Origin of the sequence: Cohnella massiliensis, assembly GCF_900169535.1 — a bacterium.
GTDB lineage: Bacteria > Bacillota > Bacilli > Paenibacillales > Paenibacillaceae > Cohnella > Cohnella algarum.
On sequence record NZ_LT821257.1, the window covers coordinates 368,665 to 383,844 of the forward strand.

At 58.0% G+C, this 15,180-nt stretch carries 11 protein-coding genes; 5 read left to right on the forward strand and 6 right to left on the reverse strand.

What is annotated here, in order from left to right:
- Position 1: 1 nt before the first annotated feature.
- The 3 genes from B7E11_RS08430 to B7E11_RS08440 form a co-directional block, all read right to left on the reverse strand.
- Complete coding sequence (locus B7E11_RS08430; protein ID WP_080833295.1) at positions 2–3,190, reverse strand: efflux RND transporter permease subunit; 3,189 nt, start codon at positions 3,188–3,190, stop codon at positions 2–4.
- Positions 3,191–3,613: 423 nt separating this feature from the next.
- Positions 3,614–4,042 (reverse strand): hypothetical protein, encoded by a 429-nt coding sequence (locus B7E11_RS08435; RefSeq protein WP_080833298.1) that lies wholly within the window; start codon positions 4,040–4,042, stop codon positions 3,614–3,616.
- Between the two features lie 226 nt (positions 4,043–4,268).
- Complete coding sequence (locus B7E11_RS08440) at positions 4,269–4,814, reverse strand: DoxX family membrane protein (protein WP_080833300.1); 546 nt, start codon at positions 4,812–4,814, stop codon at positions 4,269–4,271.
- Positions 4,815–5,040: 226 nt separating this feature from the next.
- Between B7E11_RS08440 and B7E11_RS08445 the strand changes: the two genes are divergently transcribed.
- From B7E11_RS08445 to B7E11_RS08455, 3 genes are read left to right on the forward strand one after another with little or no spacing between them, the layout of a single operon-like run.
- Entirely contained in the window at positions 5,041–5,517 is a 477-nt protein-coding gene (locus tag B7E11_RS08445) for a GAF domain-containing protein (RefSeq protein WP_080833302.1), read from the forward strand.
- 31 nt (positions 5,518–5,548) lie between these two features.
- Positions 5,549–6,211, forward strand: coding sequence for a response regulator transcription factor (locus B7E11_RS08450; RefSeq protein ID WP_275901459.1), 663 nt, complete (start codon positions 5,549–5,551; stop codon positions 6,209–6,211).
- A 55-nt stretch (positions 6,212–6,266) separates the two neighbouring features.
- On the forward strand, positions 6,267–7,304 hold the full coding sequence (locus B7E11_RS08455; RefSeq protein ID WP_080833801.1) for a PAS domain-containing sensor histidine kinase: 1,038 nt from the start codon (positions 6,267–6,269) through the stop codon (positions 7,302–7,304).
- Positions 7,305–7,599: 295 nt separating this feature from the next.
- On the opposite strand, the gene B7E11_RS08460 is transcribed toward B7E11_RS08455, so the two are convergent.
- Positions 7,600–9,462, reverse strand: a complete 1,863-nt coding sequence (locus B7E11_RS08460) for an LTA synthase family protein (protein WP_425430060.1) — start codon at positions 9,460–9,462, stop codon at positions 7,600–7,602.
- Positions 9,463–9,590: 128 nt separating this feature from the next.
- Between B7E11_RS08460 and B7E11_RS08465 the strand changes: the two genes are divergently transcribed.
- Positions 9,591–9,890, forward strand: coding sequence for a hypothetical protein (locus B7E11_RS08465; protein ID WP_080833308.1), 300 nt, complete (start codon positions 9,591–9,593; stop codon positions 9,888–9,890).
- Positions 9,891–9,951: 61 nt separating this feature from the next.
- Here B7E11_RS08465 and B7E11_RS08470 read toward each other — a convergent pair whose 3' ends face one another.
- Positions 9,952–10,314, reverse strand: coding sequence for a response regulator (locus B7E11_RS08470; protein WP_080833310.1), 363 nt, complete (start codon positions 10,312–10,314; stop codon positions 9,952–9,954).
- A gap of 168 nt (positions 10,315–10,482) precedes the next feature.
- Between B7E11_RS08470 and B7E11_RS08475 the strand changes: the two genes are divergently transcribed.
- Complete coding sequence (locus tag B7E11_RS08475) at positions 10,483–13,746, forward strand: DEAD/DEAH box helicase (protein ID WP_080833312.1); 3,264 nt, start codon at positions 10,483–10,485, stop codon at positions 13,744–13,746.
- A 149-nt stretch (positions 13,747–13,895) separates the two neighbouring features.
- Here the strand turns inward: B7E11_RS08475 and B7E11_RS08480 are convergent, their stop codons facing one another.
- Positions 13,896–15,092 (reverse strand): copper amine oxidase N-terminal domain-containing protein, encoded by a 1,197-nt coding sequence (locus B7E11_RS08480; protein ID WP_080833314.1) that lies wholly within the window; start codon positions 15,090–15,092, stop codon positions 13,896–13,898.
- Positions 15,093–15,180 lie beyond the last annotated feature (88 nt).

A 15,180-nucleotide genomic window follows, 5' to 3' on the forward strand; every position in this document is an offset into this window, starting at 1 on the left:
CTTAATCTTCCCTTGGTTTGCGGCGGAATCTCATCAGCACCTCATAAGCGATCGGCACGATGAACAGCGTCAGAAGCGTCGAGCTGATCAAGCCGCCGACGACGGTAACGGCAAGCCCGCGAGAGATGATGCCGCCTCCGCCTCCGATTCCGAAGACGAGCGGGAGCAGCGAGCCGATCGTCGCGAGCGCCGTCATCAAGATCGGACGAAGACGCGTTCCGGCCGCTTCCAGCAAGGACTCTCTCACGGTCATGCCCGCCTTCTCGTTGTGGATGGCGCGGTCGATCAGGACGATGGCGTTCGTGACGACGATCCCGATCAGCATGAGCGCGCCCATCAGCGCGGATACGCTGAGCGTTTCGCCTGCAAGCCACAAGGCTACGAGGCCGCCGATAATGGCGAACGGCAAAGAGAACATGATCGCGAACGGAGCGAGTCCCCCGCCGAACGTCAGCACGAGCACCAGGTACACGATCGCGATCGCCGCGGCCATCGCCAAGCCAAGCTGGCTGAACGTTTCGTTGATTTGTTCCGTAACGCCGCCGATTTTGACTTCGACGCCGGTCGGCAAGTCCATCTCGTCCACTTTATCCTGAACGGCGGCGGATGCCGCCCCCACGTCGTTGGACGTAATTGCGCCGCTTACCGTGACGACCATCCGGCCGTTTTCGCGCGTAACGGTGCTCGGCGCGGTGCCTTCCTCCACGGTCGCGACATCCTTGATCGGCACTTCCACCCCGAGCGGGGACTGAAGTGTCGCATTTTCGATGTCCGCGATCGAGCCGAACGTTTCATTGTCTACCTGCACGTAAACGTTATACGTTTGGCCTTCTTCCTCGACCGTGGTCAAGATCGGTCTCTCGTGGTTCGGCATAAGCCTCATTGCCAGTTGCCCGGCCGTAAGGCCCAACTGGCTCAGCTTGTCGTGGTCCGCCACGAGCGTATATTGGCCGAACGTTTCGGACAAGCTCGTCTCGACATCCTCGAAGTTGGAATCCTGCTTCATGATTTCGGCGACTTGATCGGCGACGGGCTTGATTTGCTCCAGCGATTCTCCGTATACGCCGAGACTGAAGCTGCTGCCTCCCATGCCGCCGGTCATATCCATTTGGCTCCACGTGCCTTCCGGAACTCTCTGCTGCAGTTCGGTTACGATCGCTTCCTTTTTCGCTTCGAATTCCGACACGTCGGGATCGAACTGGAGATAGAACAGCCCCGAATTGGACGAAGAGCCCATCGCGAGCGGATTTCCGCCTCCGCCGATCGAATATTGCATGCTCGTGACGTCAGGCTGCTCAAGCAAGAAGCTTTCCGCCTGCAGCGCCCGATTCGTCACATCGTCAAGCAGCGCTCCCGGCTCCGGGCTGTACGTGATCATCATATATTTTTCTTCTTCTTCCGGCAGGAAGCTTGTCCCGATGAGCGGCACGAGGAAGAAGCTTCCGACGAGCAGCGCGACGGCCGCGACGACGGTCACGACTTTGTGGCGCAAGGTGGCGGCAAGCATCTTTTTGTAGCCTTCGGCCATTTTGCCCGGCTTTTCGTGGTGGTCGGCTTTGCCGGCTTTGACGCCGTTGCGGAACATCGAATGCGCCATCATCGGCACGATCGTGATCGCCACGAGCAAGGAAGCGAGCAGCGTGAACACCATCGTCAGCGCGAACGGCAGGAACAGCTGCCCGACCAAACCGCTGACGAGCGCGATCGGCAGGAAGACCGCGATCGTGACGATCGTCGACGACATGATCGGCATGAACATTTCGCGGGTGGCATCCAGGATAAGCTCTTTGCCTTTCAGCTTTTCGCCGGAGAGAGCCATTCGCCGGTAAATATTTTCGATGACGACGATCGAGTCGTCGACGACCCGGCCGATCGCGACCGTCATCGCGCCAAGCGTCATTATATTGAGCGAAATATCGAATTGCTTGAGCAAGAGGACGCCCATAATGAGCGACAGCGGAATCGAGACGACGGAAATGATCGTCGAGCGGATATTCCGCAGGAACAAGAGGATGATAATGATGGCGAAAATGGCGCCGAACAGCGCTTTTTCCAGCATCGTCAGGACCGATTCCTCGATCGGCTTGCCTTGGTCGAGGAGAACGACCAATTCCATGTCCGGATACTTCTCTTGGAAACGTTCGGCTTCATCCTTGACCGCATTGACGACTTCGACCGTGTTGGCGTCGTTCGCTTTGACGATTTGAATGCCGATCGATTCCTTGCCGTTCGTGCGGGATACGGATTCCGCCTGGCCGACCAGCTCCAGCGTCGCGATGTCGCCCAGCTTGACGGTCGGCAAGCCCATTGGCGCGGCAGGCGCGCCCGCGCCCGTCCCCGCCGCTCCGGCGTCCGTCCCCGGTGCGCCTGCGCCCGCTCCGGGCGCTGCGGCTCCCGTTCCGGCAGCTCCGCCGGCACCGCCCGGCGCGCCGCCCGCGGAAGCGGCTCCCCCGACGGCCGGGATCGTCAGGTTGCGAAGCTCTTCGATCGAGGTCACTTGTCCGTCCACGACGATCGATTTTTCCGAATCGTCCAATTGGAACAGGCCGAGCGGAGCTTTGACCGCCGCCGCCTGTACGAGGCTGGACACCGTATCTTCGGTCAAGCCGTACTGGGCCATTTTCGCCTGATCGAACGTCAGTTGAACTTCCCTCACGTATTGACCCGCTACCGATACCGACGCCACGCCTTCGATTTCTTCGAGAGCCGGCTTGATTTCGCTGTCGACGATGTTCGTCAAGTGCTCGAGATCCTCTCCCCCCGCCGCGCTCAGCGAAAGGATCGGAAAGGAATTGATCGAAAACTTGGAAATGCTCGGACTTTGCGCCCCGGAAGGCAGCTCGACCAGATCGAGCGCTTCGCGAACGTCGGTCACCGCTTTGTTCATATCTTGACCGAATTCGAATTCAATCATAATGTTCGATGCGTTCTCCATCGAGGTGGAGGTGACGTTGTTGACATTATCCAGGTTGCGCAGCCGTTGTTCCAACGGAGCCGTAACGTCCTCGACGACCGAGTCGGGAGCAGCCCCCGGATAGACCGTCGTCACGCTAAGGAACGGCAACGACAAATTGGGCATGCTCTCCTGCTTCATCGTCAAGCCGGAGTACAAGCCCGAAACGAGGACAATAATAGTGAACAACCAGATGGCGAACTTGTTGTTCAATGAGAACTTGATAACGCTTTTCATCTCTCCACTCCTTGTCTTTTAGGCTCACCTCGCCATCGTATCAAACGAACGGTCGAATTACAAATGAAGCGTTCGATACAGATTGGGCGTGAGTTTTATCCTCATATACGGCCCATTCCGCTTGGCGTTTCAAAATTTTTTCGACCGATTGTTCGATTCGGAGTTAGGGCGGAGGTCAGAAACCCGCTTGCCGTCCTCCACGGAATCGGCCAGCGGGCGGCCGTATGCGCATGGAGGGCTAAGATGAGTCCCTACGACTCATTTGAATCGAAGGCGCGCAGGCGGAAGCGGCAAAATGGGTAATTTTTACCCAACTGCGGGCGGCTGTATGCGCATGGCGGGTCGAGATGAGTCGCCACGACTCATCTGGATCCATTTCACGCGTGCGGAGGCGGCAAGATAAAGGCCGCCCGCTCTTCCGGGCTAAATCTTCCCCGTTTTCCGCTCCGCCGAAGCGAATTTCACGTATCGATGCATTCCCAAGCCGAGCAGGCCGTAAATGACGGCGCCGACAATCGCATGGAGGGTCAAGTGCTGGAACGGGAACAGGATGACGAAGGCGTACCCCCACAATCCGTAAGGCAGCCGGTCGATGCGTTCGGACACGAGCGTCAGCCACACTCCGGCGAAAAAACCGTAATAAGCGATAACAGACAAGGGGATCGTGTAAAACAAAAAATTCAGCGTGTCGTAGACCGAATAAGGCAAAATCTCGATCAGGAATTTTTCCAAAAACAGCACGCCAAGCCCGCCGAACAATAAATGCAGGTGAAGCGGCAGCGCGAGCCGGACAACGGGAAAAGAAAGCAGCCACATCCTTAAACTTCGCAGCACAACGGAAAAACGGTTCATTCGCAGCGCCTCCCGGTTACGTGACTCCCCCTCATTGTAAAACTTTCGTTCCGCCGATCGTCGCGAAGCTTGTCGTCCGCCCAAAAAAATAACCCCGGCTTCGCGCTGCAGCTTTCGCTGCGACGCGAGGCCGAGGCCCGCGTGCGGAAACTTCGTCCGCTTTGTAGCCTCCGATTGTCAGCGGTGCGCCGAGGCCCGCCTGCGGGAACCTCGTCCGCTTTCCCGGTCATCCGGCTACCCCTTGGCGATTGACCGGCGCGGCCGGATCGGTCGGGTGCTTGCGTTTGACGATGTGGCGGTAGGCGCGTTTGATCCAGGGCAGCAGGTAGTAGTCGAGTCCGAACTTGCCCGCGTTGTTGCCGGCGAGCAGGACGACGATGCCGAACAAAATCAGCCACGGATTGCTCGATACGGTGCCGGCCAGCAGGAACATGAAGTTCATCATCATTCCGAAGAAGGCGGCGGTAACCGTCAAGCCCCCCAGTATGAGGCCCAGGCCGACCAGAAACTCTCCCCAGGGAATGAGCACGTTGATCAGTTCGACGTTCGGAAGCGCGAAATGCTTGAGGAAGGCCACGAAATTCGGGTACATCGCATTTTCCGTGCCGGTCGCGAGCACCGGCGTTTCGATCGCTTTATTCAGGAAGCCGGCGGCGCTGAAGCCGTCCACGATCTTGTGCCACCCCGCCTCGATCCACTTCCACCCGAGATAAAACCTCACGACGACGAGCAGCACGGCGGCGATCCGGTTTGTTCTCATCCAGTTTGCCATTTGAATCCTCTCCCTTCTGATGTCTTCATCATAGCTCTTCTTCGTGCCGTCCCCCATCGGGAGAATTCCCGATCCTGACGGAGGCGGGCCCTGATTTTTTCCTAAGAACGTCGGCTTCGCTTCCCTTACCGCAAATTAGGGGAATTCCCCGACTTACAGCCCCCGCAAGAAAGAATACAATTAATGAGAGGATGACGACCGGAAAAGCGAGGCGAGGTGAGAAAGGATGGTTGAAAAGGTGCGCGAGCTGATGGAAAAAGAGCTTCATCTATTGCGCGAGCTCCTGTCGGCCGATGTTGCGGCATTGGCATGGATGCAGGACCGGGAACGCCGGCTGGACTGGGCTATCGCATCGGGCTGCGGCGACGACAGATACCGCATGCTTTCCATTCGGATCGGACGGGGGCTGGAGGGAACCGTTCCGAGAATCGGCCGGCCGCTCGTATTGGACCCCTGCAATCCGAGCGCCTCGCGGATGAAGGAACAGTCCCCGTTCATGCTGCTCGAGAAGCTTCAGACCGCGGCCGGTTTGCCCGTCAACGTCCATGGACAATTAAAAGGCGTGCTCCTGGCCGGGTTTCGGTCCGTTCGCTGCTTCACGCCGGAAAATCTGACGGTGCTCCAGATGTCGGCCAAGTGGCTCGGGCAGTTGGGAGAGTACGATTCGGAAGGGGGCAAGGTTCATTTCGGGGAAATCTCCTGATAAGATAGAGAGAACGAGAGGGGGAAACGGCTTGGACAACGTACGCATTTTGCTCGTCGACGACCACGCTGTCGTCCGTTCGGGCTTGCGGATGCTGCTCGAGAGCAAGCCCGGCATCGAAGTGGCAGGCGACGCCGCGGACGGAGACGAGGCGATCCGGTTGGCCCGGGAGCTTTCGCCGGACGTGGTGCTGATGGACCTAAGCATGCCGCACGGCAAAGACGGCTTGACCGCGACGGGCGAACTGAAAAAGCTGATGCCCGACATTGCCGTGCTCATTTTGACGATGCACGATGACGACGAGTATTTATTTCGCTCGATTCATGCCGGGGCATCGGGCTACATTTTGAAAAGCGCCCCCCACGAAGAACTGCTGGCCGCGATTCAATCGGTTTCCGAGGGCAACGCCTACTTGTACCCGACCGCCACGAAGCGGCTCATGAACGAATATATGGAGCGGATCCGCCGCGGCGAAAGCGCGGACGCCTACGATCTGCTTTCGGAACGCGAGAAGGAAGTGCTCGGCTGGATCGCCAAGGGCTATTCCAACAAGGATATTGCCGAGCACCTCATCATCAGCGTCAAAACGGTCGAAACCCACAAAGCCCACGTCATGGAAAAGCTCGGTCTCAAGACGCGGCCCGATCTGGTCAAATACGCGCTCAAAAAGGGGTTGCTGAACTTTGACGCCTGAAGAAGCCAAACGCGTCGACGAACTGGTCTCGAGCCTCGACGATCCCGGGTTTCCGATGACCGCCGAATTTCGGAGCGAGCTTAAGCAGATGCTCCAGCAATTCAACCATCTGAAGCTTGCGCTGGACGAATCGTCGATCGTGGCGATGACCGACCGCAAAGGGATTATCCGCTATGTGAACGGGAAGTTTTGCGAAATTTCCAAGTACAGCCGCGAAGAGCTGCTCGGGAGCGATCACCGGATCATCAATTCCGGCTACCACGGAAAATCGTTCATGCGCGAATTATGGCGGACCATTCAATCCGGCGAGGTGTGGCGGGGCGAAATTCGCAACAGGGCAAAGGACGGCAGCTACTATTGGGTGTACACGACGATCGTGCCGTTCGTGGACGAATCGGGAAAGCCTTATCAATATTTGGCGATCCGCAACGAGGTCACCCCGCTGAAGAAGGCGGAACAGGAGCTGCAGCGGATGATGACGCGCGTCATGCGCATCCAGGAAGAGGAGCGCAAGCGGTTTTCCCGCGAGCTGCACGACGGCATCGGCCAAAGCCTGTTCGGCCTGGCGATCCACCTCGACCGGCTGCTCGCCCAGCCCGGGCATGCGCCGGAGCTTGCCCAGCTTCGCCGGGACGTCACCGGCATCATGGAGGAGGTGCGGGAGCTCGCCTGGGAGCTGCGGCCGTCCGTGCTGGACGATCTCGGGGTCGCTCCCGCCCTGCGGAGCTACTCGGAGATGTTTTCCCAGCATTACGGCATTCGCGTCCGCTTGACCTGCAAGCTGGCGGGCCGCATGGACCGCCAGACGGAAACCGCGCTTTACCGGATCGTTCAGGAGGCGCTCACCAACATCGGCAAGTACGCGGGGGTTGCGGAGGCAACGGTCGACGTCTGGGAGTCGGAAACGCATGTCTATGCGCGCGTCGAGGATCGGGGCGTCGGCTTCGTCCCGATGCCGGAAAGCCAGGGGGTCGGACTGTTCAGTATGGAAGAGCGGGCACGCGGCGTCGGAGGCCAGGCGAGCGTCCGCTCCGCCCCGGACCAAGGAACGGTCGTTTCGGTAATTTTGCCAAAAAATGTGGAGAACCCTTGACATAGTTATCCAGATGAAGTATAATTCATTAGTGATTTAAGTGTGACCCTCTGATTTTTCCTCTAAAGGGATATCGCCTCCGTTCTCTTTCACATTCCTTTAATATAATGGCTGCTGGGAAAGGAACACGAATTCTCGCTGGAGCGGTCAAGGAACCGCAAGAACGATTGAGAGGCAGGGCTTTCGTTGTTTTCGTGCAAGTGAGTTTCAGGAAACATCGCGCGGTTGCGCTTAAACGAATGACCCCCGCTGGGCTTAGCCTGGCGGGGGTCGACCAATTTTCGGGCGTTTTTCGTCAGTTTCGTTCGGGGAGAGACTCCACGTAGCTGTCGGACATGCTGATCAGCTCCAGCGCGTTTTCGTACTGTTCCTCGGTTACGTCGCCTTCCGCGGCCTCGCCGCCGGAGAACGGGTAGACGACGCCGTCCTCGAACCCGAGGCCGGGGACGAATACCGCCCCGTCGTTCACGAACGAACCCGACGGCAGGTAATACCTTTGCGGCAGCACGTTTTCCGTTTCGTTCAGGATATCCTGACCGAAGTGGATATGATCGTCCAGCGAAATGCCGGCCAAATTCGCGATCGTCGGAAACAGATCGGATTGCCCGCCCGTTTGCTCGAGCACCTGGCCTTCGGTTTGGCCGGGCAGCTTGAGAATAAGCGGGATGTTCAACATGTCCGGAGACTCGTAATCCCGGCCGTAGATTTCTTTCATAAGGCTTTTCTCTTCTTTGGTCAGCGAGTATACCGGCAATCCCTGGTGGTCACCATAGATGATAACGAGACTCTCGTCCCAAATGCCGCTGCTTTTCAGCCGTTCGATAAATTGGCCGAGGGCGAGGTCCGCGTAATTTTGCGCGCCGATATAATGGCCGACCAGCGTATCGTCGTACTTTTCCGGCAGCTCCATCCGGATTTTGCGTTCCGGCAGATTGAACGGATGATGGGCGGACATCGAGATCACCTGGGCGTAAAACGGTTTGCCGCTTTGCCGCATCGTTTCCAGCACGCCGGCCGTTTTCTCGTACAGCACTTCGTCGGAAGCTCCGAACATGACGAAATCTTCCTCGCCGAAAAAAGCGGTGTCGTAATATTGGCCGAAGCCGAGCGCCTGATAAAGCTCTTCGCGGTTCCAGAACGAGACGTCGTTCGTATGGAAAGTGGCGGTGTCGTAGCCGTGCTCCGCCAGCGTCTTCGGCATGCTCGGCAGTTCCTTGTCCGCGTACACCTGGGAAGCGGCGCCGTGAGGAGGAATAAAGAACGACGTGTTCACGACGAATTCCGCATCCGAGGTGTTGCCTTGCCCGACCTGCTGGTAAAAATGCGGGAAATAAAAGCTTTCGGAAGCCAGCTTGTTCAGGTTCGGCGTCACTTCCTTGCCGTCCACTTCCATGCCGATCAGGAAGTTCTGGAACGCTTCCAGCTGGATAATGATGACGTTTTTGCCTTTGGCCGCTTCCCAATAGGCCGGTTCGGCTTTATCCTCGATGCCCTTGATCTCGCGAATCCGCTCCTGCGTCACTTCGCTCGTATCGACCGGCTCGTCCTTCGAAGCCCCGAACGCGACATAAGCTTCATAGTTGAGGATTCCCATTTTTTGAGCTTGCAAAATTTCGTTCATTCCGTCCTTGTACGGATAAATGCTGGCCGCGCACATCACGATCGAAAGCGCGCCGACGGAAGCCGATACGGCCCTCGGTTCCCGTACGGCAAGGCTTCTCCCCCAGGCCCGAACCTTGCGACTGGAAAGCAGTAAAATAAACAGGACGACGATATCGACGTAGATAAGCAGAAAGTAAGGATGCAGCAGCGAGAACACGCTGCTTTTCACTTCCGTAACCTGTCCGACCTGCTGCAAAGCATGGTAGGTGACGATGACGCCGAAATATTTGTAATACATGATGACCGCAAAATAGACGGAGGTCAAAATCAGATTAACCGTTAAATAAGCGCCGAGCTTGCGCTTGTAAAACAGCAGTTCTACAAGGCAGAACGCGACCCAGACGGACGGAATGCCGGTCGCAAGCGGCATCCAGACATGCCCTCCGTCGAAGATGACGAAGCGGGCCAAATAAATTTTGAGCGCCATCATTATCGTAAAGAAAACAAACGGTTTGGATAAGATTCGCGCGATACGAGGCCAAGCCGCCACATGCATCATCCCCTATTTTTCTATCCGTGCGTCTTGCTTCAAGTACCCATTATAGCGGATTTGTCATCCGTAAATAAAGTTTATGCAACACCTGGCATTCGCTATAATGAAACTTACGAAAGGATGTGGTCTCGGTGGCGATCCGGTATACGCGGGAATACGACAAAATTTTGGACGATTTATCCAAGGCGCTGACCGCCATTCCCGATTGTTACGAAACGTTCGAAATGACGAAGGGCGAGTGGGAGGAACTGGAGCAGCCGGAGCGGGACGTCTGCCTGCGCACGCTCGCGGACGACCTGTTTTACGTGCTCGGCTCCTCTCCCGCTTCGTCGGCCGGCTCCGGCAAAGTCGAATACGACAAAGCGCATCACGTCATTAAAGTGATCGTCTCGCCGCAGCTTACGCACCTCGTTCCGCTCAAGGAACAATAAAGGCCGAGGCAAAAAGAAGGGCCGATCGCCGGTTCGAGAACCGGCCGATCGGCCCTTCGGTTCATCTGCCCAGCACATGGCCGACGATATGAACGACCCGCTGTTCGATAAACGGCTTGGTGATGAATTCCTTCGCTCCCGCCCGAATCGCCTCCGCGATCGTCTCCTGGCGCTCCATCGTCGACAGAACGACGATTCGAGCCCGCGGATCGAATTCGCAAATGTGACGAATTGCCGCGATTCCGTCCATTTCCGGCATCATGACGTCCATCGTCACCAGATCCGGCCGGAAGCGCTCGTACATCTCCACGGCCTCCCGGCCGTTGAAGGCTTCCGCGGCAATCGCGTGTCCGGCTTTCGTCAAAATGCTCTTCAGCGTAGCTCGCATCACCGCCGAATCGTCGGCGATCAGGATTCGGGCCATGGCTCTTCCTCCAGCACGAGTTCGATTTTATTGCGACATTATACCCATCATACATGATCGATGGTGTCGTTTCGATAGATCGAAAGTCCCGGTCGCGCAAGTACAATCGTTTATCCCGCCCCCCGTGTGGTATAATGAAATATTAACAATAAGCGGAAGGAAAAGAAGATGATCCATTCCCTATCGCTTCAACAAATCAAGCTGCTGTGCGGTTCCATTTCGTACGAGCGCGGGCGGAAATACTACGAGCAGCACCGCGTGACCAAAGTCGAAATCGACGAGGGGAAACGGACGGTTCGCGCCGTCGTCGTCGGCGAAGAGGAATACGACCAGCGGATCGTCATGGACGACTCCGGCGTTCAGGACGCCCGCTGCACTTGTCCCGCTTACCACAATCAATACTATTGCAAACATATTGCGGCCGTCCTTGTCCACCTTTACGAATCGCAGCCGAAGCCCGATCGGCAGACGGGCACCGTGCCGTTTACCCAGCCGCCGGCGCCGGCGTTCACGAGCCGGGATATCCAATTTGCCAAAAACATGATTTCCCTTTTCGACGGCCCCGTCTCGAACGCTCCGTTCCATGACGAGGCTCCCGGCGTACAGGCGCAGTTTCTGGAAACGGAATTTATCTGCTCGCCCGTGAACGAGCACAGCCGCTCGCCTTTGTTCGCGATCGAGATGAAGGTCGGACCGAAACGCCTCTACGTCGTGCAAAAAATCAAGGATTTCCTGCAGAAGGTCGATCAGCAGCTGCCGGTCGCGTTCGCCAAGCTGTTTACCTACGACCCGACGGCGCATGCGTTCAAGCCCGGGGACGAGGCGATCGTTCGCCGCCTGATCGATATCGGGCGCAGCGAGGAGGCGTACCGGGAGGCGTTTCGCAGCAGCTACGGAGGCTTCGGCTTTCAGCACGAACGCTACATGATCGTTCCGCCCTATGCATGGGAAGAACTGCTTCCCTTGTTCGAGGCGGCGAACGTCCGCTTCGCGCACGGCATGCGCGAGGTCGACCGGATCGTCGTCACCGACGAACCGCCGCCGCTGCAATTCGAGCTGAATCAGGCGCCGGCCGAAGGGTTTCAGCTCGATATCCGCGGTCTCGACCGGACGCTCGTCATGGACAGCTACGGGGTCGTCGTCGCGGACGGCATTCTCCACCGGATGGAAGAGTCGTCCATGCGGCGGCTGGAGGAAGTGAAGCGCTTGTTCGCGTACAAGCCCGGCAAGCATATGCTTATTCCCCCGGAGCAGATGGAGCCTTTCATGGACCGGGTCATCCCCGGTCTTCGCCGAATCGGGGAGGTGACGATCGCCCAGGCGATCGCCGATCGGATCGTGAGCCCGAAACTGCAGGCCAGAATCGGGCTCGACTGGCTGAACGGAAGGCTGCTCGCCAGGCTGACGTATAAGTATGACGACATTGAAATCGATCCGATGCAACCGGGAAAAGGCAGAGCCGGCGACTCGGAACGCATTTTGATGCGCGACGTGGAAGCCGAAGGGCGCATTATGAGCCTGATCGAACGGGCCGCCTTCAAATACAACGGAAGCGAGCTGTACCTGGACGACGAAGAAAGCGTCTACCGGTTTCAATACCGGCTGCTGCCCCAACTGGAGAAGCTGGCCGAAGTGACGGCCACAGGCGCCATGGACGCCATGCTGCGAGAGCCCCCGCCTCCGCCGCGGATGACGATCGACATGGACCCCCGCACGCAGTGGCTGGAAGTCCGGTTCGATATGGAAGGCATCGACGAGCGGGAGATCGGTCTCATTTTGAAAACGCTCGTTGAAAAAAAATCGTACTACCGGCTGCCGGGCGGGGCGTTTCTGTCGCTCGAGGACGAAGGGTTTCTCGAAATCGCCCGCCTCATGGACGAAATGGGCATCCGCAAAAACGACATCAAAAGCTCGCGCCTCGACCTGTCCGCCGTGCGGGGACTGGCGCTGATGGAAGAGGGGCCGCGGACGGCGAACGTCAAGCTCGGGCGCGCCTTCCGGCAGCTGCTGGACAATATGCGAAATCCAGACAATCTGGATTTTGCCGTGCCGGAACGGCTCGCCCCGATTTTGCGGGATTACCAGAAATTCGGCTTTCAATGGATGAAAACGCTGGCCAGCTACCATTTCGGCGGCATCCTCGCCGATGACATGGGCCTCGGCAAGACGCTGCAGGCGATCGCGTTTATCGAATCCAACCTGGAGCGGATTCGCGAAGCGGGCTTGCCCGCGCTGATCGTCTCTCCGGCTTCGCTCATTTACAACTGGCGCAACGAAATCGCGCGCTTTGCCCCGGATTTGAACGTCCGGATGGCCGCCGGCGCCAAGCAGGAGCGGAGCGGGGCGCTGGAGGACCTGGGCAGCGTCGACGTGCTCATTACGTCCTATCCGCTGCTCCGCCGGGATATGGAGCTGTACGCGGGACAGCGGTTCCACGCGCTGTTTCTCGACGAGGCGCAGGCGCTCAAAAACCACGCCACCCAGACGTTCCAGGCGGTCAAGATCATTCGGGCGGCGCATCGCTTCGCCCTGACCGGAACGCCGATCGAAAACTCGCTCGACGAGCTGTGGTCGCTTTGCGACGCGGTGTTTCCCGAGCTGTTCGGCAGCCGCAGCCGGTTTGCGGAGCTGTCCCGGGAAGCGGTCGCGAAGCGGGTGCGCCCGTTCATTTTGCGCCGGCTCAAAACCGACGTGCTGAAAGAACTGCCGGACAAAATCGAAACCCTGCAGCTGTCCGAGCTCACCGACGAGCAGAAGAAGCTGTACGTCGCGTATTTGGCGAAGCTTCAGGCGGAGACGATCGACCATTTGCGGACGGAGGGCTTTCAAAAGAGCCGGATGAAAATACTGGCCGGACTGACGAGGCTGCGCCAGCTGTGCTGCCACCCCTCCCTGTTCGTGGAAAACTACGAAGGCGACTCCGGCAAGCTGGAACAGCTGCTCGACATCGTGGAGGAAGCGCTGGCCGCCGGCAAGCGGCTGCTCATTTTCTCCCAGTTCACCTCCATGCTCGGCCTGATCCGGGAGGAGCTCGAGCTCCGGGGCCTGCCTTGCTTTTATCTCGACGGGCAAACGCCCGCGAAAGACCGCGTCGAGCTGTGCAGAAGATTCAACGAAGGCGAGCACGATCTGTTCCTGATCTCCCTGCGCGCCGGAGGCACGGGGTTGAATTTGACCGGCGCGGACACCGTCATTTTGTACGATTTGTGGTGGAACCCGGCCGTCGAGCAGCAAGCGGCGGATCGCGCGCACCGGATCGGGCAAAAAAAGGTCGTGCAGGTGATCCGGCTTGTCGCCCAGGGTACGATCGAGGAAAAAATCGTGGAGCTTCAGCAGCGGAAAAAAGATTTGATCGCCGAAGTGATCCAGCCGGGAGAAGAGGCGCTGTCGGCGATCACCGAGCAGGAAATCCGCGAGCTCCTGATGATCTAGCCGGAACAGCTTACGGAAAAGTAGAAAAGGACTGTTCCGGCGGCGAATTCTGCCCTCTGCGGCAGAGCTCCCGCTCAAAACAGTCCTATTTCTAGTTGCGGCCCCGTTTCGCAGCCGAGTAGCCGCGCCCGGCCGCGATCACGTTACGATCACAGCTCTTCGCTGGCGAGCTCCGACGTGTAAGGCTCCAGCAGCCATTTTCCGTCCACCTTCACCGCGTCGTTAAGCATCGTCGAGCGAACGGTGTACGAAAGGTCCTCCATCGTCACTTCCGAAACCATGACGAACGCGAGCGTCGCCCGGTCCGCTCCGTTGTATTCGACAATCGCTTGCTGTTCCACCGTCGCTTTGGTCGAATAGGAGGCAAACAGCTCCTCGATCGCCGCCGAAGCATCCGCCTTCAGCGTTTCGTCCTCGAAATGCATCGTCGCCACGTAAGCTCCCGTGTCGCCCTCGGAAGCCGCCTTCATCTGCGCGCTCAACACGGCTTCGATCGCCGCCTTGTCCGCATCCGGCACCGTTACGGCTTGATCGAACAAGCGATCCAGGTTCGTGTAGTCGGTGTAAGGAACGTAAATGTCGTAAATTTTCCACTGGCCGCTCGCATCCGGCCGGAGCGTATATTCGACTTCGCTCTCGTTGTCGAGGAAAAAGCCGCCGCTGACTTTGACGGACTTCTCCAGCGTGACGACGAGCGCTTCCTCGTCGGTATAATAGCCGACATATCGGTCTTCGATCGTCGTTTTCGTCTTCGCTGTCGAGAACTGCTCGCGAATGGCGGCATCCATGGCATCCTTGATCTCGGACTCGTCGTGAAACAGGGCCATCAGCGCATCGGCGTCCGAGGCTTCTTCCGCCGCGAGCACCTGATCCAGCACGCCGAACAGAGCCTGCTGCTGCTCGGCCGTCGGCCCGCCGTCGACGATGACGACCGTTTTGGCCGCGGATTCCCAGCTCGCTTCTTTGCCGGACAGATCCGCCAAAAACTTCACGCCGACGAGCGTGCGGCCGTTAAGCGTCGTCAACTGCTTGTTGACCTCGACGGCCGTGCCGTTCACGAACGCGATATCCGCCCCGATCGTCATTTCGATGTAACGGCTGTCGGATTCCGCCGTAATTTTTTTCGTGGCATTTTCATAGAAAACTTCATAGCCGAACGCTTCGAACAAAGTCCGGAATTCGACGAACGTCCGTCCGTCCATCGCGACCGGATTTTGGTTGAATCGAAGCGGCTCTCCGTTAAGCAGAACTTTGATCTCCGGCTGTCCGCTCGCGGCGGACGCCGTCCCCATCATGGAGGCGAACAAGAGCATTGCGGTCACGGCCAATCCAACGAAGCGTTTCAATAGAGCACTTCCCGTCTCCCGATTTGGGTATTTTTCCTATACCACCTCATCATATCGGAAAATAGCGGCAGAAGTTAAGTCTTTTCTC